The following is a 22791-nucleotide window of genomic DNA, read 5'->3' on the forward strand; positions in this document are numbered from 1 at the left end:
AGCATAGGTGTCCAGGCCATGAATACTGCCCGAACAGCCACGAAACAGCTGAGAGTCGGCCTCATCGGCTCCGGCCAGCGCGCTGCCTCCTATTTTCGTAACGTCCCGGCAGATATGGCGGATTCTGTCGACCTCTCGGCGATCTCGGATCCGGATCATGAGCGCCGCGAGGCCTTCGCCGGTCTCTTCGCCGCACAGCCCGACCTCCATGACGATGGCGTGGAGATGCTGCGCGACCGCCACCTCGACGCGGTGGTCGTCGCCTCCCCGAACGACCAGCACGTGGCATACGCGGTCGAGGCGATGCGGCAGGGGCTTCCGCTGATGCTCGAGAAGCCGGTCGCGACCACCGTGGAGGGGCTCTCCGCGCTCTGGTCCGCGGAACAGGCACGAACCGCGTCCCGCACCGTCGTCGGATTCGTGCTGCGCTACACGCGCTTCTACGAACGTGTGCGGGAGATCGTCCGCTCCGGCCGGCTGGGCGAGATCCTCTCGGTCCAGGCCGACGAGAACCTCGGCACCGGGCTGACGCTCATGCAGTACCAGGGCTGGCGACGGGACGTCGGGCATTCCGGCGGCTGGATGCTCGAGAAGTGCTGCCATGACGTCGACGTCCTGGGATACGTCCTGGGCAGCCGCCCCGTGCGTGTGCACTCCATGGCCTCGGCCCTCGCGTTCCGGCCCCGCGCGGAGAGCGAACAGCTGCCGCGGTTCCGCCCGACCGCCGGGCCCGGCGAGCTCGACTTCGGGGACGAGGCGACGAAGAACGCTCTGCGCTCGAGCACCCAGCACTCCCCCTACGGCCCGTCCGGCCTCCCGGACCGCCAGGTCGCGACCTTGGAGTTCGACAACGGAACGCTCGCCACCTTCACCGCCGTGATGGCGCAGCCGCGCTCCACCCGTCGGCTGCGGATCTTCGGGACCGAGGGTCTGCTGGAGGGCGACCTGAGCGCCCGGACCCTCGATCTGTCCTTCCCGGATCCCGCCGGTGGAGCCGGGTCCACACAGGAGCACGAGAGCGTGCAGATCGGCGCGAGCGGCCACCACGGAGGCGACGAGATCCTCGGTGAACTGTTCTGGCGTCTCGCCGCCGGGGAGGACCGGACCCCGCGGGCCGGTCTCGCCGAGGGCATCGACGCGGTGCTGTGCGCGATGGCCCTGCAGGACTCGGCCCGCACCGGGATGCCGGTGCACCTCGCGGATCTGCGTCGTGCGGTCTTCGGCGCCTCGGAACCGGTCGCCTGATGTCCTCCGCGTCCCCGTCGGCCACGCGTACGTCGACCGCGTCCCCGCCGGCCGACCAGCCCGCGGCGTCGTTCCCGCAGCCGTCGCGCCGGCGCCGGCTGCGTCGGCGCGTGGTCGCGAGCTGGCAGCTGTATCTGCTCGCCGCCCCCGCTCTGATCTTCTTCCTGATCTTCAACTACGTCCCGATGTACGGGGTGCAGATCGCGTTCAAGGACTTCATCGCGAGCAAGGGGATCTCGGGCAGTCCCTGGACCGGATTCGAGAATTTCGAGCGCTTCTTCGGCTCGTTCTACTTCTGGCGCCTGTTGAAGAACACGCTGGTGCTGAGCGTCTACCAGATGCTCCTCTTCCCGCTGCCGATCATCCTGGCACTCGCGCTCAACGAGCTGAAGAGCAGGTTCTTCAAGCGGTTCACCCAGACCCTCACCTACGCACCGCACTTCGTCTCCACGGTCGTGGTGGTCGGCATGCTGTTCGCCTTCCTGGACCCCAACACCGGGCTGCTGAACCATCTGCTCGAGCTGGTCGGGCTCGATCCGATCCAGTTCATGCAGGATCCGGCCTGGTTCCGTCACCTCTACGTGTGGTCCGGCGTGTGGCAGTCGCTGGGGTGGAGCACGATCATCTACCTCGCCGCGCTGGCCGGCGTGAACCCCGAGCTGCACCAGGCGGCGGAGGTCGACGGCGCGAACCGCCTGCAGCGGATCCGGCACGTGAACATCCCCGCGATCATGCCCACGGTGGTCATCCTGTTCATCCTCGACTTCGGCAGCTTCATGTCCGTCGGCTTCGAGAAGGTGCTGCTGATGACCAACAACCTCAACGCCGAGACGGCCGACGTCATCCAGACCTTCGTCTACGAGACGGGTCTGATCCAGGGCCAGTACAGCTACGCAGCTGCCGTCGGGCTCTTCGACTCGGTCATCAACATCATCCTGCTGATCACCGTGAACCAGCTGGCCCGCAAGTTCTCCGAGAACAGTCTGTGGTGACTCCATGAACACGACGACCCAGCTGCGCCCCGGCGGCGCAGCGTCCGACGACTCTCTCAACGGGTCCCCTGTCGAGCACCGTGCCGTGGGCAGCCGCGACGATCGGTGGTTCGACCGCTTCAACGTGGCGTTCGTGCTGTTCGTGGTGCTGGTGATCGGCTATCCCCTGTGGTTCGTGGTGATCGCCTCGATCAGCGACCCCCACGCCGTGCAGACCGGGAAGGTCTGGCTGTGGCCCGTGGACGTGACGCTGGACGGCTACCGCCGCGTGTTCGGGCAGGCGGCGATCTGGATCGGCTACCGCAACTCGATCGTCTACACCCTGGTGGGCGTGGCGGTGCATCTGGGCCTGATCCTGCCGTGCGCCTATGCCCTGTCGCGGAAGCACATGGCGGGGCGCACCGGCGTGACCTGGTACATCCTGTTCACGATGCTGTTCTCCGGCGGCATCATCCCCACCTATCTGCTGGTCAAGGATCTCGCCCTGCTGGACACCATGTGGGCCGTGATCCTGCCCGGTGCCGCCGGCGCCTGGTCGATCCTGGTGGCGCGGGCCTTCTTCACCCAGACGGTGCCCGAGGAGATCGGCGAGGCCGCCAAGGTCGACGGGGCGAGCGACGTGCAGACCTTCTTCCGCATCGCGCTGCCGCTGTCGGCCCCGATCATCGTCACCCTCGCGCTGTTCCACGGCGTGGGGCTGTGGAACGAGTACTTCAAGGCGCTCATCTATCTCTCGGACCGCGACAAGTTCCCGCTCCAGCTGATCCTGCGCGAGCTCCTGGTGGTCTCCGAGGACCCGTCCGCCGGCGGCGGGGGCGGTGGTGATGCCGGCTCGATCGTCGAGCAGGTGCGCCTGGCGTCTCTGATCAAGTACGCGGTGATGATCGTGGCGTCCCTGCCGCTGCTGATCATCTACCCGTTCCTCCAGCGGTTCTTCACGCAGGGCGTGCTGATCGGGTCGGTGAAGGGATGAGCACCCTCCGCCCTGGATCCGCGCCGGTCACCGCCAGGATGTCCAGCGGCTTCCGCCCTCTGGCCGGCTTGGACGCCCTCGTCCATCGCGCCGTGCAGCTGGTGTGGCTGAACCTGTGGTGGTGCATGCTGACGCTGCTGGGCGGAATCGTGCTCGGCATCGGGCCCGCGAGCGTCGGTGCCCACGCGGTGGCGAGTGCCTGGGCCCGCGGCGACCAGGACGTCGACGTGCCCCGCACCATGTGGGCGCATTGGCGATCCCACTGGGGCCGGTCCGCCGGGTTAGGCCTGCTGGCCATCGCTCTCGCGGCGTCGCTCGCGATGACGTGGTGGATGTCCCGGGGGGTCCCACCGATCCCGTCGGCCGTCACCCAGGGGATCGTGCTGCTCACCGCGCTCCTGCTGGCCGTGACGCTCCCCTACCTGCCGTGGGTGCTCGAGCAGATCGAGCCGGGCGCCCGCCCTCGGGTCTCCGTCATCGTCGCCTCGGCGCTCGCCCACGCGCTGAGCCGGCCCGTGCTGAGCATCGCCCTGGTCGCTGCCTGGGTCGGATGGCCGACGCTGCTGATCGTCTCGGGCTGGCCCGGCCTGCTCCCCGTCGTCGGCGCCGGCGTCCCGTTCGCCGTCTCCGCGTGGTGCCTGCACCGCGCGCTCCCCCACCCCTCCCACGCCCAGCCCGTGTCCGTGTCCGCCGATGGGCCCTTCACTCCCACGACCTCACGCCCCGGCCACCCGGCCGTGACGAATCCCCTGCACGACCTCGAGAGGAAATCATGACCCGTTCACCGTTCACCCGCCGCACCGTCCTCGCCTCCGCTGTCCTCGCCTCCTCCACCGCTCTGGCGGCCTGCGGCGGCGGGGGTGACGAGGGCGGGGACACCGCCGAGAAGATCGAGAACCCCGACGAGAACATCAATCCCGAGGGCCTGCCGATCGTCGAGGAGGAGATCACGATCTCCTTCATGTCCCGTCGGTCCAACGCTTCGGCGGAGGACTGGAACGAGGTCGCCGCGGCGCAGACGACGCAGGAGCTCACCAACATCGAGGTCGACTGGGGACTGGTCAATGAGGAAGCAGCTATCGAGCGTCGCAATCTCCTCCTGACCAGCGGCGACTACCCCGAGGTCTTCTACCGCACGGGGGTTCCCAGCGGCGACATCGCGAAGTACGGAGAGCAGGGCACGTTCATCCCGCTCAACGATCTGATCGAGAAGTACATGCCCAACCTGACGGCGCGGATGGAGGAGTACCCCGCGCTCCGCACCGGCCTCACCTTCCCCGACGGGAACATCTACTCCCTGCCGGGCATCTACGACCCCACAAGCCTCGGTCTGCGCTACCAGACGAAGTTCTGGATCCGCCAGGACTGGCTGGACCAGTTCGGCATGGCGACCCCGGAGACGCTCGAGGAGTACCAGGCCTACCTCGAGGAGGTCGCTGCGAGCATCGAGGGCTCGATCCCGCTCGGCGGCCAGGACATGGGCGCCATCCTGACGAGTCTGTACGGGACGTTCGGCCTCGCGAACCACGGCAACGATGCCGGCCTCATCGACCTCGACGCGGACGGCAAGGTGCGCTACTTCCCGGCCAGCGAGGAGTACCGCGACCTGTTGTCCTTCCTGAACGGGCTCTACAGCAAGGGTCTCCTGCAGCAGGACATCTTCGCCACCGACGCCGCGGCGTTCAGCGCGAACGGTACCGAGGGGCTGCTGGGCTCCTGCGGGGTGCAGACCCCGTCGGGCTACTTCGGGAAGGAGGGCGACAACTACGTCGCGCTCAAGCCCCTGGTGCGCAGCGCCGGCGATGAGCCGGCCTGGCACGCCGTGCGGTCGGAGCTCTCCTCGATCGGCAACTTCGTGATGACGGACAAGTCCGAGCACCCCATCGAGATCGCCCGCTGGATGGACTTCTGGTTCGGTGAGGAGGGCGCCAAGCTGTTCTTCCTGGGCGTCGAGGGCGAGAGCTATGAGGAGGTCGACGGGCGTGACGAGCTGATCCCGGAGCTCCTGGAGGACAAGACGGTCGACGAGGCCCTGAAGCCGTACGTCCTGTACCTCGGGGGCTGGTACCCGGGCTGGGCCACGGACGACTGGTTCCGCGGCGTCGAGACCTCGGAGCAGTCCACCGAGGGATCCAAGGTCGTGGAGCCGTACGCCCTGAAGGAGGTGTGGCCCGCGTTCACCTTCACCGCAGAGGAGTCGCAGCAGATCACCACGATCGGCAACGACATCTCGAAGTACGCCGAGGAATCCCTCGCCGCGTTCGTCACGGGTGACCGGTCGCTGGACGAGTGGGACGACCACGTCGCCACCTTCGAGCAGATCGGTTTGGCAGATTTCGTCGCGGCGCACCAGACCGCCTACGAGCGCCGTTCCTGAGGCCACCTCCGTCGTCGTGCCCGGCAGGCCAGGACTGCCGGGCACGACGGCCGACGACTCGACGCCCCAGGGCACGACGTCAGTGGGCAGAGCGTCCAGGGACCCAACGGGTACCGTGAACGACCTGAGGGCCGCGGACCGGACGGACCGCCGCAGTCCGGACATCGAGCCCCACCGCCGCTCCTGCGAGACCTCCGTTCCTGCTCTTCCGACCGCCCCGTCCGCGATCGATCTCAGAAAGTCCTTCCATGACGACGAGCCCTTCGGGCGCCGGCACCTCCGGCGCCGACACCACGCTGGTGCGGCGGTGGAACCGCCGCACGGTTCTCGCCGCCCTGCGCACGGGTCCCGAGAGGACGCTCACGGAGATGGCGCAGGCGACCGGGCTGTCCCGGCAGACCCTCACCGCCGTGTTCACCGAGCTCGACGCCAGAGGACTGGTCCAGGTGCACGCACCGGCCACCGGGACATCGGGCCGCCCCGCCCGCCGGTACAGCTTCCAGTCCACCGCCGGCTACGTGCTGGGCCTCTACTTCTCCCCCACGCAGGTGCTCGCCCTGGTCACCGACCTCGACGGCGCCATCATCGCCCGCGAGCAGGTCGCGACGCCGCGTGATCTCCCCGCCCCGGAGAGGCTGCGGAGGGCGCACGAGATCTCGCTGCGGGCCACGGCGCCCGCCGGAGAGGTGTGGGCGGTCGGGGTCGCCACCACCGGTGTCGTGGACCCGCAGGGCACCGTGCGCAGGGCGAGCCAGATCCCCGGCTGGACCGGGCTCGATCTCGCGGGCACGGTCGGGTCGTGGTTCCACAGCGCTGCGGTCGCCGGGAACGACGGCACCATCGCCGCGCTCGGCGAGAAGTGGCAGGGCGCCGCGCGGTACGCGAACGACGTCGCGCTGATCCTGTCGGGTCGCCCCACCGGCCAGGGCATTCTGCTGGGGGGCCGCGCCCACCACGGCAGATCGGGCGCCGCCGCCGAGCTCGGCCGGCTCCTGCACGACCAGACCTGGAACGCCGCCGCCGTGCTCGAGCAGGCCGGCCGCAGCGCTGAAGAGGTGTTCCGCGCCGCCGCCGAGGGGGAGCAGGAGGCCTCCGAGCTGGCCGATCACCTCGCCCACCACACCGCCCGCGGCGCCTCCGTGCTCGTGTCGGTGCTGGATCCCGAGCTCGTGGTCATCGCCGGCGAGTTCACCGCCGGTGGGCAGCCCTTCGTCGACGCCACCCGCCAGCACCTGAGCACGATGTGTATCAATGTCCCCGACGTCGTCCTGTCCGTGCTCGGCGACGACGTCGTCCCTCTCGGAGCTGCCCGGCTCGCCCTGGACCACCTCGAGGAACGGGAGTACGTCCTGGACGCGTGAAGGGCTGACTCAGCGGGCGTTGCGGATCAGGGCGGCGAGCAGGTCGGCGTCCGTGCGGAGCGGGGGCATCTCCGGCGTCGGTTCACCCGGCGCGGCCGCAGCCACAGGCCCGGCCCCGGCCCCAGGCCCGGCCCCAGGCCCGGCCCCAGCCACAGGCCCGGCGCCAGCCCCAGCCTTCGTCGAGTGCGACGTTGGCGCGGGTATCGAGGCGCCACGACCGCCCGAAGGTCGCACTCGATCGTCCAGGTGAGGCTCAGGAGCATGCGAGGACGCGTCGGCAGCCACGCGGCTGCTCGACGCCGGCGGGGCGCCGACCGAGGCCGGCTCCGGGAGGGGCGCGGCGTAGAGGGCGGCGGTGTAGGCGGAGGCGACACGGGCGGCGGCGGCGCGGTGCTCGTCGGTGACCTCGACATCGCCGTCGTCGATCTGCTCCAGGAGGTCCTCGAGGGCGCGGGCCGGGGGCAGCGCGCCATCGAGCGCGAGGAGCCGGGGCGGGGAGCTCCAGGCACCGGTCCAGCCCAACCAGCGGATGGCGACCGAGCGCACGCTCAGCTCCCGGTTCAGCTCCGACCAGGCGAGCTCGCCCGCGCGGCGCCGCTCCCGCTCGGCGATGATCGCGGCATCGCGCCCTGCGCCGCTGCCGCTACCGCTGCCGCTGCGACTGCCACCACCGCCGCTGCCATTCCCACTGCCACCGTCACTGCCACCGCCACCGCCGCCCCCGCGCACGAAGCTCTTCCACCGTTCATTGCGCAGGGTCACGCGGTGGCGCCGGATCAGCACCACGGCGGCCGCACCGCCGGCGGCGACGAGGAACCCGATGATGAGGCCGGTGAACAGTCCGCTCTCGACCCGTTTCACGGTCACGGGGTTGGTGACCGCTCCCCCGCCGTCGGAGGCCGAGGCATCGGTCGTCGCCTCGGGGTCGTCCGTGGTGGCGGGGTCCTCGTCGGCCGGGGTCGTCTCCTCCTCGGTGGTGGGTGACTCGCTGGGCTCCTCGGAGGGCTGCTGCTCATCCTGCTCGGCAGAGCTGTCGGAGGTCATCCCGGGAGGCGTCACCCCGTTCGCGGCCGCGGCCGGCGTCGGCTCGAAGCGCACCCAGCCGTATCTCGCGCCGAACCACACCTCGGGCCAGGCGTGGGCGTTCTTCGCGCTCACGGACCACTCGTCGCCGTCCTGCGTGCCGGGGGTGAAGCCGATCGCCACCCGGGTGGGATAGCCCTGCGCGGTCATAATCAGGGCGAAGGTGGCGGCGAACTGCTCGCAGTAGCCGATGCGATCGGCGAGGAAGGACTCCAGCGGGTCCTCCCCCGGCGGGGAGTTCACGGTGAGGGAGTACTCGAACTCGCTGCGGAAGTAGTCCTGGTAGGCGACCGCGGTGTCGAAGGCGTTGTCGGCTCCGGCGCTGTCGGCGACTTTCACCGCGAGGTCCTGGGCGACCTCCGGGACCTCCTGGCGGGAGATGTACCCGGCGTCGTAGGGCTGCTCGAACACGGCCGGGTCCACGCTGCGCAGCTTGTCCGCGGTGGCGTTGCTCGGCGCGGTCAGCACCGTGTAGTCCAGCCGGCTCAGATCGGCGCGCACCCCGCGCAGGGAGATCTCGCCGCTGGTGGGCTTCAGCTGCAGATCCCGGGAGATGTCCGCCTCGTCGGTCGCGATGCCGCGGATCCGCTCGGGCGCGGGCAGGCGGTCGCCGGCGAGGTCCAGCACGTGGAACTCGGTGCGCAGCAGGCCCGCGTCGTTCCCGGAGGAGGGGTCGGTGCCGTCGGACGCGTCGGAGTAGGCGCTGACCTTCATCGAGGGGTTCCCGCCCTCGTCGGCCGTGTTGCGGAAGGTCTCGCCGTCGAAGGTGTTCAGGGTGCGCACGCGCAGGTAGGAGGGCTCGTCGGCGGTGGTCGTGTAGCGCAGCACCTCGACGTCCTGCTGCTGGAGCAGGGAGCGCCGCACGGAGATGTCGTCATCGATCATCACCGGGCCCAGCGACGGCATGTCGCGGTTCTGCCACTGGTTGATGACGTCCATGTCCAGGGCGACCTTCGTCGGGGCGACCTTCGGGAGCGCGAGGCCCACGGGCACGGTGAGCGCGGCGACCAGCATGATGCACAGCGCCGCCGCGCCGGTCGCGCGGGCGGGGCTCGTGAGCGGGCCTGCCTGGGGCCGACGGTCGCCCTCCAGATACCGCGGATCGGAGTGCACCGTCCGCGTGGCGAGGATCAGCAGGCCGGCGACCACCGGACCCATGACGGTCCACCAGGCACCGCCGGAGGGCTGCTGGGGGGCCGGGATCAGCAGCGACCCGAACAGGGCGAGGCCCACGGGGGTGTGCCAGCCCAGGTCCACGAACACCAGATCCAGCAGCAGGGAGCCCAGGGCGAGCACGAGCATCACGATCACGGTGCCGCGCGAGCCGAGGGTCAGCGGGGCCATCCCGCCGGCCAGCTCGTTGAAGGCACCGGGGAAGATCGAGCCCTGGGCGCGTACGAGGGCGACGGGCCCGTCGCCGAGGTCCACGAGGCCGTGCCCCATCTCGACCACCACGAGCTGCACCGCGATCACCAGCATCTGCGCGAGGGGGACCAGCAGCGGTGGGCGCAGGAACTGGCGCAGCACGATCCCGCTGATGATCACGGGGGTCGCGGCGATCAGGGTGAGCATGAACCAGCTGGACCCGGCCATCAGCATCGACAGCGGGGCGGAGGCGAGCAGGATCGCGAGCAGCAGCAGGAGGGAACGGCCCACCAGGTCGCCGCCCTGCAGCAGGGGGCGCCCCATCAGCGGGCTCATCGATCCGCCTCCGCGTCGCCCGCGGTGAGCAGGTCATCGAGGGTGTCCGCGGTGGTGCCGCGCACCAGCATCCAGGTCCCCAGCAGGGAGCGGGTGGGGTGAGCGGCGTGCCGGGCGGCGGCGAGCTTCTCGACGTGCGCCTCGTGGGCGTGCCCGAAGTCGTCGCGGTCCGCGGGGCCGATGCGGCGCGCCCGACGGGGCGTCTCGGGCTCCTCGGCATCCAGGGCGGGTCGCAGGGCGATCGCGGTGCGGTGGGCGGCGCGGCCGGCGAAGCGGTCCAGCTCGAGACCGGAGAAGGGGTCGCCCACGTCCGGGCCCAGGGCGATCGCGAGGGCGGTGTTCCCGGCGGCGTGGTCGATGCCCACGCCGATGGTGGCGACCTCGTCATCGTCGAAGGCGACGTCGGCGAGCGCGAGCAGGGAGGCGCGGGACTCGACGGCGTCGGCCTCGCTGCCCAGCGGGGAGGGCCCGGGGATGCCGCGGCGGCGGCCGCTGCGGGTGATCTCGTCACCGGAGGCGTCCACGATGCGCACGTCCCAGCCGTTCAGCCCGAGGCTCTCGAGCACGGTGGCGGCGTGGGAGACCAGGCGGTCCTCGATCTCGGGGCCCACGTCCTCGCGGCGCGTGGTGTCCAGGACGATCACGGCGCTGTGCCCGGCGGCGGGCTCGTCCTCGCGGGTCATCAGCTGTCCGGTGCGGGCGCTGGCCCGCCAATGGATGCGACGGATGTCGTCACCGGCCGCATAGGGACGGGCGATGGGCCCGATCTCGCCGACGCCCGGGGCGGACAGGGCGCTCAGCGGCCCTTCGCGGGTGATGCCGGTGGCGCGCTCCGCGCCCGGGGCGAGCTCTGCGACCACGGGCAGGCCGGTCAGCTGCAGGCCGTCCTCGACCGTGCGCCGCAGATGGAACAGGCCGAATACGTCGCGCACGATGATGCTGTACGGGCCCAGCGGATGCGATCCCCGATGGCTCACCCGCAGCACGTGCGGCATCCGACGGGACAGCGGGAGGTCGCCCTGGCCGCCGAGCGCCGCGGGGAGATGCTCGCGCACGGTGCCGCGTGTCAGCGGGACCACGGTCAGCGGCGCCCTGGTGAGCATCTCGAGCTGCACGCGGGCCACGGAGCCGACGGGGACGGCGTCGTCGATCACCTGGCGGCGTGCCCGCAGGCCGATGCTCGAGACCCCGATCCCGATCGCGCCGACCAGCAGCGCCAGCAGCAGGGCGGCGGCGAGATAGCGGGCGGGACGGACCTCGGTGAGGTCCGACGTGACCCAGCACAGCAGCGCCAGGACCGCGACGGCGAAGCCTCGCGCGGTCGGGCGCAGGACCGTCCCGGGTCGCGGCGTCACGTCTGCGAGGTGTTCCGCAGCACCTGGTCGACCAGCTCCCCCGCGCTCGCGCCGCGGGACAGGGCCTGCGGGGTCAGGTGCATGCGGTGGCGCCACACCGGCATGATCACGGCGCGGACGTCCTCGGGATCCACGAAGGTGCGCCCGTCGAGCGCGGCATGCGCCTTGGCCGCCCGCACCAGGTGCACCGCGGCGCGGGGCGAGGCGCCGAGGGTGACGTGCGGGTGGGAGCGGGTGGCGGCCGCGAGGCGCACGATGTAGTCGAGGATGACCTCGGAGGCGTGGACGCGGCGCACGGAACGGACGTGGGCCGCGATCCGCTCGGGGGTGGTGCGGGTGCGGACGGCGTCGAGGACGTCGCGGTCGCCGGCGGGGACGGGCCCGGCCTGGGCGGCGAGCATCCGGGTCTCGGCCGACTGCACGGGATACCCCATGGAGGTCTGGGCGAGGAAGCGGTCGCGCTGGGCCTCGGGGAGCCGGTAGGTGCCCTCCATCTCCACGGGGTTCGCGGTCGCGACCACCATGAACGGCTCCTCGAGCTCGTAGGTGGTGCCGTCGACGCTGACCTGCCGCTCCTCCATGGCCTCGAGCAGAGCGGACTGGGTCTTGGGGGAGGCGCGGTTGATCTCGTCGGCCAGCAGGATCTGCGTGAACACGGCGCCGGGCCGGAACTCGAACTCGCTGGTGGCCTGGTTGAAGATGCTCGCGCCGGTGACGTCCCCGGGCAGCAGGTCGGGGGTGAACTGGATGCGGTGGCGCTTCGCGCCGAGCGCCGCGGCCAGGGACTTCGCGAGCATCGTCTTGCCCACGCCGGGGATGTCCTCGATGAGGAGGTGGCCGCCGGCCAGCAGCACGAGCAAGGCGGTCTGGGCGACCTCCCCCTTGCCCTCGACGACCGTGGCGATCTCGCTGATCACGGACTCTGCCTCGGCGGCGATCTCCCGGGCCTCGGACTCGGTCAGGGCGGGGATGCCGCTGGCGGGGGCGCCGTCGACAGGGATGTCGGCCATCAGGTCATCGGGACCGTCGTCCTGCATCATCGCCTGCTCCTTTGACGGTCGCCGCTTGCCAGGCTGTTCACGAAGACTTTGCCCGGCCATGTGACCTGCTTGGGCGTCACACAGAGTGCCCACCCCTAGAGTATGACGGGTTGTCCCTGTCTTCCGAGGAGTCTTTCTGTGACGAGTCGTCAACGCTCGGCCGCCACCGGTTTCGGTGCAGGCCTGGTGCTGGTCGCTTCGTGCGCCCTGATGCCGTCGGCGACGCTCGCCGCGCCGGCCGCGGGCGCGCTCCCGGCCTCGCCGCCCTCCATCTGCGAGGCGCCCGGCGCCGATGCGTCTCCTGACACCCTGACCCTCGGGAAGACAGTCGCCATCACCGGAGAGTGCTTCGGGCAGAAGGAGAGCGGGACGGTGACGATCATCCCGCCCGAGGGCAGCGGCGCGACAACCCTGAACGTCACCTCGGACCAGGCTCAGAGCATCTCCACGGCGTACACCCCCGATTTAGCGGGTGAGTACAGGTACCAGATCGACGTCGAGGACACGCAGGCGAACGGGAAGTTCTCGGTGGCGGAGAAGGCAGCTGACCCCGAGCCGACCGAAAAGCCCACCGAGGAGCCGACCGAAGAGCCCACGGAGGAGCCGACGGGCGAGCACACCGACGACGCGTCCGTGAGCCCGAAGCCGTCGCCGGACGCACCGAAATCCTCGAAGCCGGCCACGAAGACGCCGTCCCCGAAGCCGTCGGACCAGCCATCCTCCGGGACCGATGCTCCGAAGCAGACCTCTCCCCCGGCTGATCCACCCGTCGGGAACGACGGGGAGAAGGACTCCGGCGGGAAGCAGGGCTCCGCCGGGACCTCGGGGTCCGATGGGTCGTCGGGGTCCGATGCGACGTCGGGGTCCGAGAAGTCGAGCTCCTCACCCGTTGCCCCGAGCACGCCGGGCGACGAGAACAGCACCCCTCAGACGCCGGCCCCGTCGGCCGGGAGCGCGGGCACGCGCGAGCCGACGGATGCGTCCGCTTCGCAGACCCCTGATCCCGACAGCTCCTCGTCCTCCTCCACCGCGCAGGAGCGCATGATCGATCAGGTGCTCCGGATCGGAGCCGTCCTGAGCGGGAAGCACGGCGGCATCACCGATGGCGGCGGAACCGGGAAGGACGGGAGCTCTGCGGAGGGCGACGGATCCTCGGGAGGCTCGGACGGTTCGGATGGCGCGGACGGCACGGGCGGTGCGAACGGCTCCGGGTTCGTCGAGGCCTCCGACGGGTCGGACAGCGCCCTCGCCGAGACCGGCAGCGACGCCTCGACGCCGGCCGCACTGGCCGCACTCGCCCTGGGGCTCGGCGGCATCGCGCTCTGGATCACCGGGCGCCGCCGCTCCCGCCGCTGACCTGACGGAAAGCCGTCCCGCGACACCAGTCGTGAGTCGTAAGTCCGGAGTCGTCCGTCCCAGGGCGTCCGACGTGCGATGTCCGCTGGTCAGGCTCGTCGGCTGCGCGCCGTCTGCATCCCGGTGAGCACGGCGATCACGAGCGCTCCGATCATCAGACCCACCCCGCCCACGGCCACCGCACCGCTCACCCCGACCAGGGCACCGAGGCCGGCGAGGGTGATGCCGTTTCCGGTGCGCATGCCGCTGCCGATCATCCCGTAGACCCCGACCACGCGGCCGCGCTGGTCCGCCGGGGCACGCAGCTGCACGATCGCCTGACCCACCGAGGTGGCGGCGAGGTTCGCGACGCCGCCCACCACGAGCGCGACGACGGCGATCCCGTAGTGCGAGGTGGTGGCGACGACGAGGCTGGTGAGCCCGAACATCACGGCGGCGACCACAGCGGCCTTGACGTCCGCCTTGATGATGCCGGTGGCCTCGAGCAGGAACCCGCCCACCACGCCGCCGATGCCGTTGGCGAACAGCAGCAGGCCGTAGCCGAGGCCGCCCTCGTCCCCCGCGCCGAGGGCGTCGGCGAAGTTGGGCATCGACACCGTGAGGGAGGAGCCGACGCACACCGCGATCAGCCCGGCGAGCGCGATCATGCCCACCAGCACCTTGTCCCCCGCGACGGTGCGCAGCACGCGCGGGGTGTCCAGGATCGAGACCCGGTCCCGCAGCACCAGGCCGCTGCGGGAGTGCCCCGTGAACGGCGTGCGGATCATCAGCAGCGTCATCGGCAGGTAGAACACGATGTTCGCGAAGATCCCCCATGTGGGCCCGAGCAGCAGGAGCAGCACAGAGCCGACGACCGGCCCGGCCAGCACACCGAGGCTCTTGAACGTCGCGTTCAGACGCACCGCGCTGGGCAGTTCCTTGGGCTCGGCGAAGTCGTGGAGCATGAGCTGCTCCGCCGGTCCCCACAGCGCGCCGGCGCAGCCGTGGAGCACCAGCAGCACGCAGGCGCTCCACATCTCCAGGCTGCCGGTCAGGAACAGCACGCCCCAGCCCAGGGACACGAACGCGAACAGGCCCTGGGCGATCTGGATGATGCGCCGGCAGTCGTACTTCTCGGCGAGGCCGCCGAAGAGCACCGACAGCAGCAGGAAGGGCAGCCAGTGGCTGATCACCTGGAAGCCGACGAGCCACGGCGAGTGGAAGGTCTGCCAGAGCACCCAGTAGGTGATGACGTGCTCGATGTTGTCGCCCATCATCGAGAGCCCGGCGGTCATCAGGTACGGGCGGGAGTGCTTGTCACGCAGGGGGCCGAAGCGGCGCGGGCGCGGGGAGGCGGTGGTGATCATGCCAGCCTCCGCCTGTCCGGGGCGGCGCGTCGCGCAGCGGCGACGGCGATCTGAACGGGCACGGGGGTCCTTCGGGCGGGAGCGGCGCAGGGGCGAGGACAGGGGGCGAGCGATGATGCGAGAAGTGCGTGCGGAGGAATGAGTGCGGAGGAAGAGGAGCACGAGGAGGAGCGGTCCGGACACCGTACTGCGACCGGGTGCGCAGGTCACGACGGGTCCAGAGCGTGACCCGATCACCCGGCACCGCTCGCAGCCGCTCCGGGCGGACCGTCACGACCGGCTGGTCGAGCACCGGTGGGTCTCGCGAGTTCACGCCATCGATGCAGGTCATGCGTCGTCGTCGAGGAACCGGGTGCCCGATCCCCTGGAGCACGGGAGAAGGGCATGTCTAGGCTGGGGCCGTCGGCGGGCTCCGTGCCCGTCGGGCGTCCGGGTCGCCGGCACGTGCATGCCACCGGCCATCGCAAGTCCGAAGGGAGCACTCGTGAGCAACCCCCGTCCCACGGAAGACCCCTCTGTCGCCGATCTCGTGGATCGCCTGTCGGAGCAGACCGCACGTCTCGTGCGGGACGAGCTGAAGCTCGCCCGCGCCGAGTACACCCAGAAGGCCAAGCAGGGCGGGACCGCCGTGGGCCTCTTCGGTGCCGGCGCCGTCCTCGCCTGGTTCGGGCTCGGCTCCCTGATCGCCACCGCGATCCTGGTGCTCGCGCTCTTCCTGCCCGCCTGGGCGGCCGCCCTGATCGTCACCGTCGTCATCTTCCTCATCGCGGGCATCGCCGCCCTGATCGGCAAGAAGAAGACCGAGGGCCTGACCCCGACGCCCGAGCGGACCGTCGCCACCGTGCGCCGGGACGCGGACGAGATCAAGGAAAGGATCTGAGATGACCCACGCAGCGAACGACGCGGCCCGACCCGGGGGCCCCGACTCCGGGCCGATCCGTCCTCCCGAGACGGAGACCGGCCTGCCCGGCACGGCAGTCCCGGAGCCGTCCGGCGATGCCACGCCCGAGGAGATCGAGACCGACATCGCCCGCACGCGTCGCGATCTGGCGAACACCGTCGGCGCGCTCTCCGACAAGCTCGACCCCAAGGCGCAGGCCGACAAGCAGGTCGACGAGCTCAAAGCCCGCGCGCACGAGCAGAAGGCCCGGCTGCAGGGGCAGGCGGAGCAGGCTCGCGCGTCCGCCCGCTCCTCCGTCGCCCAGGCCCGTGACCAGGCACGCGATGCGGCCACCGATGATCTGGGGCGTCCGAGCCCCGTGCTGTGGGCGGCGGGCGGCGCCACCGTGGGCCTCCTGATCGCCGCGGTCTCACTCCTGGCGAACCGCCGCCGCTGACGTTCCCGCCGAGACCTCGAGGAGACCACCATGGCCCATGAGAAGACCACCAGCACCTCCGCCAAGATCCTCTACCGCCCCATCGGGCTGCTGAGCGGCGTCGCCAGCGGCGCGGTCGCCGGGATCCTGTTCAAGCAGATCTGGAAGCGCGCCGCCTCCGAGCACACCGATGACACCCCCAAGGCGCTCGAGTCCGAGTTCCCGCTGGGTCAGATCGTGCTCGCCGCGGCGATCCAGGGCGCCCTCTACGCCACGGTCAAGGCACTCGTGGACCGCGGCGGCGCACGCGCCTTCGAGAAGGTCTTCGGGGAGTGGCCGGGCGACTGATCGCCTGCGCACCGCTCGGCGACAGCGCCCCTCGGCTCCGGAGCCGAGGGGCGCTGTCGCCGTCGGAGCTGACGTCGAGGCCGGTCTCGAGGTGGACGTCGAGGCCGGTATGGCGGCTCGAGCCCGGGCCGACGGCCGGATCAGCGGCTGTCGTCGGCGATGCCCGGCGCCTCCACGATCAGCTCCACCGTGTCCTGCGCGCTGAGGTGGCTGGAGTCGACCCAGAGCGCGTCGTCCCCGAACGCCTCCCCCATCCGGGCGAGCAGGCCCGCGTGGTCGTCGAAGTCGAAACGGGCTCGTTCCTCGCGCTGCAGGTTCCGCTCCACACACACCGCGGGGTCGGGGGCCAGCACCACGGGGCGCAGCCCCAGACCGCCGAGCGCGTTCGAGAACACGTCGAACTGCGCCCGATCCGGGACGATCCAGTCGATGACCGGGGTGATCCCGGCGTCGGCGATGTTCCGTGCGAGGTCGCAGAGGTTCTGGTTGCACAGAGCGACCTGCCGTGCGGCCTCGTCGGCCGGTTCTCCGAGCGGCCAGACGTATCCGCTCACCACGAGCCGGGCCACGAAGTCCCCGTCGAGCAGCGCGCAACGGCTCAACCTCTCGGCCAGCAGTCTGGTGACCGTGGACTTCCCGGCGGCCGGAGGACCGGTGACCAGGAGGATGGACCGGCCGTTGTCGAGGGCGGAGATACCGGAGGGATCACCGAGCGGGGTCTGTGCGTTCGTCATGTCCGCACGGTAGGGCGTGCTCGAGCGACGCTGCCACCGATTTCCCACCAGGACGAGGCGCGGGGCCGTGTGATGGCCACGTCGAACAACGACTGGAGCGAGCTCGAGTGACTACGATCTGAGGCCTCGGCATGAACGGGTCCATCACCGTGGGCATGCCCACCCTGTTGCCCGCTCCCGTGACCTCGACGGCCCCTCCGGGCCCGGGCCGGGACCACACCGTGAAAGCGAATCCTGCCGATGAGAACCACGCTGACCGTCGTCCTCGCCGTCCTCTATGCGCTGTGCGCCGTCGTCGTGTTCGGCCTCTCGGGGGTGTTCGGGAACATCGGCGAGGTGATCTGGCGGGATGTGGCGGTGGCGCTGCTGACGCTGACCGCGGCCTGCGCGCTCACCTACGTCTCGTTGCTGCTGATGACCTTCCTGCGCGAGGTGCGCCACCCGAGCAATTCTGTCGGCGATCCCGACACCCTCGCGTGGCATCTGCTGGTGCCCTGCCGCGACGAGGAGAACGTGATCGCCGAGACGGTCTCCGCGGCGCGCACGTCCTTCCCTCGAGCTCACGTGTGGGTCATCGACGATGCGAGCGAGGACTCCACCGCGAGCGTGGTGCAGGATCTGATGGTCTTCGACAGCCGGGTGCACCTCATCTCCCGGATCGCACCGGAGGCGAGGACCGGCAAGGGCGACGCCCTCAACGCCGCGTACCGGATCGTCTCGGAGCATGTGCAGGGGAACGCGGAGGAGCGTCACCGCACCGTCATCGGGGTCCTGGACGCCGATGGCTTCCTCTCGGACAACGCCCTGCCGATGCTGTCCGGTCCCGAGTCCTTCGGCGACGCCGAGGTGGGTGCTGTCCAGCTCGAGGTGTGGATGAAGAACCGCGGCGACCGACGCCCGCGTCCTACGGACGGGCGCGTGCGCAACGCCGTCGGCCGCGCGCTGGTACGGATGCAGGATCTCGAGTTCCGGACGACGAACTCGGCGATGCAGGTGCTGCGGGTGCGGACGGGGACCGTGGGCATGGGCGGCAACGGCCAGTTCGCGCGGCTCACCGTGCTCGACGCCCTGACCGAGAAGCACGGGAAGCCATGGGGGAAGAAGCTCAGCGAGGACTACGAGCTCGGCATGAACATCCTCGAGCTCGGGATGCGTAACCATTACGTGCGGGAGGCGCATGTCTCCCAGGAGGCCCTTCCCTTCACCCGGCGGCTGATCCGGCAGCGTACCCGCTGGGCGCAGGGGAACATGGAGTGCGCTTCCGCGCTCCCCTCGCTGCGCCGCAGCGGCCATCTCTCGGTTCCCGGGCTGCTCGAGATGCACTACTTCATGCTGCAGCCGGTCGTGATGATGCTGAACCTCGTGCTCATCCCACTGCTGCTGATCCTCGGGCTCGTCGAGAACGCGGGGGACTTCTGGAGAGCCTCGACCCTGCTCACGATCGTCCTGTCCGGGCTGTTCTTCCTCGTGCTCCCCTACGCGGTGTGGGGTCTGGTCTATCGGCGCGTGACCGGTGGCGAGGTCTCCGCACTCGTCGCCGTCGGCCTGGGACTGGGCAATCTGGTGTACGTGTACCTCACGTACGTGTACTACCTGCAGGCGTCATGGCGTGCTCTGACGGGGCGCACCGGATGGGCCAAGACCGTCCGCAACGCGGACGGGCGGATCCTCGCCGAGGTGGTGCTGAGCGAGGAGCTCCTGGCCCAGCCGCTGATGCGGTTGGAGGAGCTCGAGGAGCTCTCGGCCGAGCTCGAGGGCCGCTCGGATCTCGGGATCGATTTCGCCTCGGGATGGGCGATCATGTGGCCCATCCGTGCCGCCCGCCTGGAGCGCGCTGTGGCAGCGGAGGCTCCGATGCCCGCGCGGGACGCGGTCGGCAGCATCCGGGTGTCCTCGGCGATGGTGGGTGCCGCACGGCTGGAGCAGGCCGCCACCGATCTCGAGGCGATCCTGGAGGGCGGCGACGCGGACGCCGCGCGGGAGCAGCTGCCCGTGGTCACGGCCGTGGGCCGCGAGACCGTCGATGCGCTGCGCAAGGAGGTCTCGGTGCGGCGCGCGCTGCTGCAGACCCCGCACCAGGAGAACCCGACGCTCACCGAGACGCAGATGGTGCCTGTCCGTCGGACCTGACCGGGCGGGAGACGATCTCCCGGAGCGACTCGCGCAGCTGTCGCGGCCGGAACGGCTTGGTCAGGTACGCATCGGCACCGGCCTCGAGACCCAGCTGGGCGTCGGAGGCCTGCGAGCGCGCGCTGAGCATCACGATGTGGCCGCTCAGGAGGGGCCGGGCCGTGCGCACCACCTCATAGCCCTCCATGTCCGGCAGGCCGACATCGACCAGGGTCAGGTCCGGCGGATCGGCTCTGAGAGCATCGAGCCCCTCGGTGCCCGTGGCCGCCACGGTCACGGCGTACCCCTCCTGGCCGAGCACGACCTCCAGCAGCTGACGGATGTCATCGTCGTCCTCGATCACCACAGCAGTCCCCACAGCGTCCTCCGCCTCGTCCTCGTTGGTCCGTGCCCGTCGCCCGGGCCAGCACCAGCGTATAGAAGGTGCGGCGCGCATCCGGTCACCCCCGACGATCCGCGGGGAGCACGGACTGCGTCCGCACGGTCAGCCGGCCGCCAGGACCGCTGGATCCTCACTCTCGGGAAGAATCACAGCCGAACCCGGCTGTGCATGGTTGCCCGGGACGGCTCGCGGGGTGAGACTTCCGGGTACAGGGCAGACCGACCGGAGCCGGTTCCCTGGCGTGGCGCGGGCTCCTGACTCGTGAAGGCGGATTCCCGTGGACCTCGCAGCATCCGTGACCCGTCAGCTCGCCCGGGTGGTCTCCCCCACCGGCGGCGGCTCCAAGCAGCTCTACTTCCTCGCCTTCGTCGCCGTGTTCACCCTCATGATCTCGTTCTCGAGCCCGGTGTTCGTGCAGAGCGGCCCCTACCTCGCAGGCCTCATCCTCCTCGCGCTGACCACGGTGGCAGCGTTCGCAGTTCCGTGGAGACGGCTTCCCTCCTGGTGCGGGGCGATCATCCCCGTGCTGGACATCGTGGCCGTCGGGCTGTTCCGTGATGTGCTGCGCACCGAGGCGAGTGCCGTCTCGCTGCTGACCATCATCCCCGCGCTCTGGCTCGTGGCGCGGCTGCGGATCCCCGGCGCGGTGATCGCGACCGTCTGCGTGGCGGCAGCCATCGCCGGGCCGGCCCTGGTGCGTTCCGCGCCGGACCTCACCTCCACGGACATCGCCCGCGCTCTGCTCCTGCCCTTCACGGTGCTCCAGGTCGGGCTGCTGGCCGCCGGCGCCCTCAAGGTGCTGGACGGGCAGGCGCGCCGGATGACGGCGACGCTCCAGGAGAAGGAGGAGCTGCTGGAAGCCACGGCCTCCTGGGAGCGACTGCTCGAGAACATCCTCGACAGCGTGCCGGTGGGCATCGTGGTGGTGGACCGCGAGGGCGACGACGTGCTGATGAACCGGACCCAGAAGGCGTTCCATGAGCTGTGCTCCCCGACAGATCTCCACGATCCGGAGGAGTCGCAGCTCCTGCTGCGCTACCCGGGCACGGCCACGGCGATCCCTCCCGAACAGCGCCCCGTGCGCCGCGCCGTCCTCCAGGAGAGCTTCAGCAACTACGTGATCTCCGCCGGCCCTCCGGGCCAGGCCGGCACCAAGTTCTCCACCTCGGCACGGCAGATCCTGGACCGGCACGGCAACCGCGACGGCGCGGTGGTGGTCTTCTCCGATGTGTCCTCGTACGTCGATGCCGTCCGCGCGCAGCAGCAGTTCGTCGCGGCGGTCTCCCATGAGCTGCGCACTCCCCTGACCTCGGTGATCGGATATCTCGAGCTCGCGATGGATGACGAGGAGCTCCCCGAGGGCGCCGCCGGGTACCTGGCGGTCGCGAACCGCAATGCCGAGCAGCTGCTCACCCTGGTGCAGGATCTGCTGCACGATCAGATCACGCGGTCCACCGTGGATGGCCTGGAGCTGCGCCGCCATCGGGTCTCGCTCATCGCGCAGGAGGTTCTCGAATCTGCCGCGCCGCAGGCCGAGAAGAGCGGCATCTCCCTCTCGGGGGACATCGAGGAGTCCCCGGTGATGCTCGTGGACGCGAAGAGGCTGACCCAGGCGATCAGCAACCTGCTCTCCAACGCCCTGAAGTACACGCCGCGGGGCGGAACGATCCGGGTGCGCTGCCGGGTGGTCGAGAGCGCGGTCGAGGTGAGCATCATCGACTCGGGGATCGGGATGTCCGATCAGGAGCAGACGAATCTGTTCACGGAGTACTACCGCACCGAGACGGCGCGCAGCAGCCCGATCCCGGGGCACGGCATCGGGTTGGCGCTGACCCGCGCGCTCGTGCTCGCCCACGGCGGCCAGATCAGTGTGCGGTCCACGCCGGGCACGGGTTCGACGTTCACGATCCGGCTCTCCGTCGACCGGGTGTCGACCAGCTGAGGAGCGGGAAGCTGCTCGGGATGGGGTGAGGGCGGGCCGCGGCTCGTGAGAGGCCGGAGCAGGCCGACGCCGCGGAGGGCCCTGCGCGCTTCGCAGGGCCCTCCACAGCGCCTTCCAGGCGGCCAGCTGACCGTGAACTGGCCGTCAGGCGACGGTCAGGACTGTCTTGCCGACGAGCGCGCCCTGTGCCGCGTCGTCGTGCACGTCGCGCAGCTCCTGCAGCGGCCGGCGGTCGGCGATGTGGAGGGCGATCCGGCCCTGATCGAGGCGCGACACCAGATCCGCCAGGTGGGAGCCGTCGGGCTGCACCCACACGCTCGCTGTCCGCACGGCGCGCTCGTCGTCGGCCGGCACGGCCCCCGCGGAGCTGACCGCGATGCCGCCGTCAGCGACATAGCCGGTCAGCGTGGCCAGGCCGTCCGGGCTGAGGCGGACGTGGTTGACCACGACCTCGAACGGCCCGCCCACGGCGTGCGGGCCCGCGGCGAGATCCAACGGCCCCACGACCTCGGCGGCGCCGTACCCGAGCAGACGGTCGGCATGCTCGGGCCCGCTGACGGCGGTCACCGTCGCACCGGCGTCGACAGCGAGCTGCACCACGATGCCGCCCACCGCCCCACCCGCGCCGTTGACCAGCACGCTCTGCCCGGACCGGATATCGGCCAGCCCGATGGCTGCCTGCCGGGCCGCCAGCCCGGTCAACGGCAGAGCGGCGGCATCGGTCAGCGGCAGCGTGCGGGGTGCCACGGCGACGAGATCAGCCGCGATGACCGCGTAGTCCGCGGCACCGCCGTGCTCGTTCAGCGGGAACATTCCGATGACGAGGTCATCGACCTGGACCGTGGTGACTCCTTCGCCGCGTGCGACGACGGTGCCGGCGACGTCCAGCCCCGGTGTGATCGGCAGCGGGGTCGGGATGGCCTCGGCCAGCACTCCGAGACGGATGTGGTCGTCCACCGGGTTGAACGAGGTCGCGGCCACCTTCACCAGCACCTGACCAGGGCCGGGCGAGGGAATCTCCACCTCGTCGGTGCGCAGCACCTCGGTGCCGCCGAACTGGTGATATCGAATCGCCTTCACAGGACTCTCCTCATGATGTCTGTCGTCAGC

At 70.7% G+C, this 22791-nt stretch carries 19 protein-coding genes; 12 read left to right on the forward strand and 7 right to left on the reverse strand.

The annotated features are described in order from the left end of the window. Positions 1 to 18: 18 nt before the first annotated feature. From ACT3T5_RS06515 to ACT3T5_RS06540, 6 genes are all read left to right on the forward strand, one after another. Positions 19 to 1245 carry a Gfo/Idh/MocA family protein gene (locus ACT3T5_RS06515; protein ID WP_444593916.1) on the forward strand — a complete coding sequence of 409 codons (1227 nt, stop codon included), beginning with the start codon at positions 19 to 21 and terminating at the stop codon, positions 1243 to 1245. Further along, a complete protein-coding gene (locus ACT3T5_RS06520) occupies positions 1245 to 2237 on the forward strand; it encodes an ABC transporter permease (RefSeq protein WP_444579192.1) in 993 nt (330 codons plus the stop codon). Before ACT3T5_RS06515 ends, ACT3T5_RS06520 begins: the two co-directional genes overlap by 1 nt. Positions 2238 to 2241: 4 nt before the next feature. After that, complete coding sequence (locus tag ACT3T5_RS06525) at positions 2242 to 3210, forward strand: carbohydrate ABC transporter permease (protein WP_444593917.1); 969 nt, start codon at positions 2242 to 2244, stop codon at positions 3208 to 3210. Then, entirely contained in the window at positions 3207 to 3986 is a 780-nt protein-coding gene (locus tag ACT3T5_RS06530) for a DUF624 domain-containing protein (RefSeq protein ID WP_444593918.1), read from the forward strand. The genes ACT3T5_RS06525 and ACT3T5_RS06530 overlap by 4 nt, the downstream gene beginning before the upstream one ends. Then, positions 3983 to 5587: a hypothetical protein gene (locus ACT3T5_RS06535; RefSeq protein ID WP_444593919.1), complete on the forward strand. Its 1605-nt coding sequence runs from the start codon at positions 3983 to 3985 to the stop codon at positions 5585 to 5587. The genes ACT3T5_RS06530 and ACT3T5_RS06535 overlap by 4 nt, the downstream gene beginning before the upstream one ends. Before the next feature lie 248 nt (positions 5588 to 5835). Beyond that, complete coding sequence (locus ACT3T5_RS06540) at positions 5836 to 6948, forward strand: ROK family protein (RefSeq protein ID WP_444593920.1); 1113 nt, start codon at positions 5836 to 5838, stop codon at positions 6946 to 6948. A gap of 9 nt (positions 6949 to 6957) precedes the next feature. On the opposite strand, the gene ACT3T5_RS06545 is transcribed toward ACT3T5_RS06540, so the two are convergent. The 3 genes from ACT3T5_RS06545 to ACT3T5_RS06555 are packed head-to-tail and all read right to left on the reverse strand — an operon-like array spanning position 6958 to position 12127. Continuing rightward, positions 6958 to 9732, reverse strand: coding sequence for a DUF3488 and transglutaminase-like domain-containing protein (locus tag ACT3T5_RS06545; protein WP_444593921.1), 2775 nt, complete (start codon positions 9730 to 9732; stop codon positions 6958 to 6960). Continuing rightward, complete coding sequence (locus tag ACT3T5_RS06550) at positions 9729 to 11087, reverse strand: DUF58 domain-containing protein (protein ID WP_444579782.1); 1359 nt, start codon at positions 11085 to 11087, stop codon at positions 9729 to 9731. The genes ACT3T5_RS06545 and ACT3T5_RS06550 overlap by 4 nt, the downstream gene beginning before the upstream one ends. Beyond that, a complete protein-coding gene (locus tag ACT3T5_RS06555) occupies positions 11084 to 12127 on the reverse strand; it encodes an AAA family ATPase (RefSeq protein ID WP_444593922.1) in 1044 nt (347 codons plus the stop codon). Before ACT3T5_RS06555 ends, ACT3T5_RS06550 begins: the two co-directional genes overlap by 4 nt. Positions 12128 to 12265: 138 nt before the next feature. Here ACT3T5_RS06555 and ACT3T5_RS06560 point away from each other — a divergent pair, with 138 nt between their 5' ends. Then, complete coding sequence (locus tag ACT3T5_RS06560) at positions 12266 to 13483, forward strand: hypothetical protein (RefSeq protein ID WP_444593923.1); 1218 nt, start codon at positions 12266 to 12268, stop codon at positions 13481 to 13483. An 89-nt stretch (positions 13484 to 13572) separates the two neighbouring features. Here the strand turns inward: ACT3T5_RS06560 and ACT3T5_RS06565 are convergent, their stop codons facing one another. Continuing rightward, positions 13573 to 14829, reverse strand: a complete 1257-nt coding sequence (locus ACT3T5_RS06565; RefSeq protein WP_444579778.1) for an MFS transporter — start codon at positions 14827 to 14829, stop codon at positions 13573 to 13575. A 484-nt stretch (positions 14830 to 15313) separates the two neighbouring features. On the opposite strand from ACT3T5_RS06565, the gene ACT3T5_RS06570 reads away from it, so the two are divergent. Genes ACT3T5_RS06570 through ACT3T5_RS06580 form a run of 3 tightly spaced genes read left to right on the forward strand, consistent with a single transcriptional unit; the run spans position 15314 to position 16493 of the window. Next, positions 15314 to 15709 carry a phage holin family protein gene (locus ACT3T5_RS06570; RefSeq protein ID WP_319021660.1) on the forward strand — a complete coding sequence of 132 codons (396 nt, stop codon included), beginning with the start codon at positions 15314 to 15316 and terminating at the stop codon, positions 15707 to 15709. Position 15710: 1 nt separating this feature from the next. Next, positions 15711 to 16166: a DUF3618 domain-containing protein gene (locus tag ACT3T5_RS06575; RefSeq protein WP_444593924.1), complete on the forward strand. Its 456-nt coding sequence runs from the start codon at positions 15711 to 15713 to the stop codon at positions 16164 to 16166. 30 nt (positions 16167 to 16196) lie between these two features. Then, positions 16197 to 16493: a DUF4235 domain-containing protein gene (locus ACT3T5_RS06580; RefSeq protein WP_444579775.1), complete on the forward strand. Its 297-nt coding sequence runs from the start codon at positions 16197 to 16199 to the stop codon at positions 16491 to 16493. Positions 16494 to 16633: 140 nt separating this feature from the next. Here the strand turns inward: ACT3T5_RS06580 and ACT3T5_RS06585 are convergent, their stop codons facing one another. After that, positions 16634 to 17227: an AAA family ATPase gene (locus ACT3T5_RS06585; protein ID WP_444593925.1), complete on the reverse strand. Its 594-nt coding sequence runs from the start codon at positions 17225 to 17227 to the stop codon at positions 16634 to 16636. A gap of 240 nt (positions 17228 to 17467) precedes the next feature. Here ACT3T5_RS06585 and ACT3T5_RS06590 point away from each other — a divergent pair, with 240 nt between their 5' ends. Beyond that, on the forward strand, positions 17468 to 19357 hold the full coding sequence (locus ACT3T5_RS06590; protein WP_444579771.1) for a glycosyltransferase: 1890 nt from the start codon (positions 17468 to 17470) through the stop codon (positions 19355 to 19357). On the opposite strand, the gene ACT3T5_RS06595 is transcribed toward ACT3T5_RS06590, so the two are convergent. Further along, positions 19320 to 19793: a response regulator transcription factor gene (locus ACT3T5_RS06595; protein ID WP_444593926.1), complete on the reverse strand. Its 474-nt coding sequence runs from the start codon at positions 19791 to 19793 to the stop codon at positions 19320 to 19322. The two genes, ACT3T5_RS06590 and ACT3T5_RS06595, sit on opposite strands and share 38 nt — an antisense overlap. 223 nt (positions 19794 to 20016) lie before the next feature. Between ACT3T5_RS06595 and ACT3T5_RS06600 the strand changes: the two genes are divergently transcribed. Then, the gene (locus ACT3T5_RS06600) at positions 20017 to 21681 is read left to right on the forward strand and encodes an ATP-binding protein (protein WP_444593927.1); all 1665 of its coding nucleotides are present in this window, start codon (positions 20017 to 20019) and stop codon (positions 21679 to 21681) included. 144 nt (positions 21682 to 21825) lie between these two features. On the opposite strand, the gene ACT3T5_RS06605 is transcribed toward ACT3T5_RS06600, so the two are convergent. Next, on the reverse strand, positions 21826 to 22761 hold the full coding sequence (locus ACT3T5_RS06605; RefSeq protein WP_444579766.1) for an NADP-dependent oxidoreductase: 936 nt from the start codon (positions 22759 to 22761) through the stop codon (positions 21826 to 21828). Positions 22762 to 22791: the final 30 nt, after the last annotated feature.

It is taken from the genome of Brachybacterium sp. AOP3-A1-3, from assembly GCF_052378285.1.
GTDB lineage: Bacteria > Actinomycetota > Actinomycetes > Actinomycetales > Dermabacteraceae > Brachybacterium.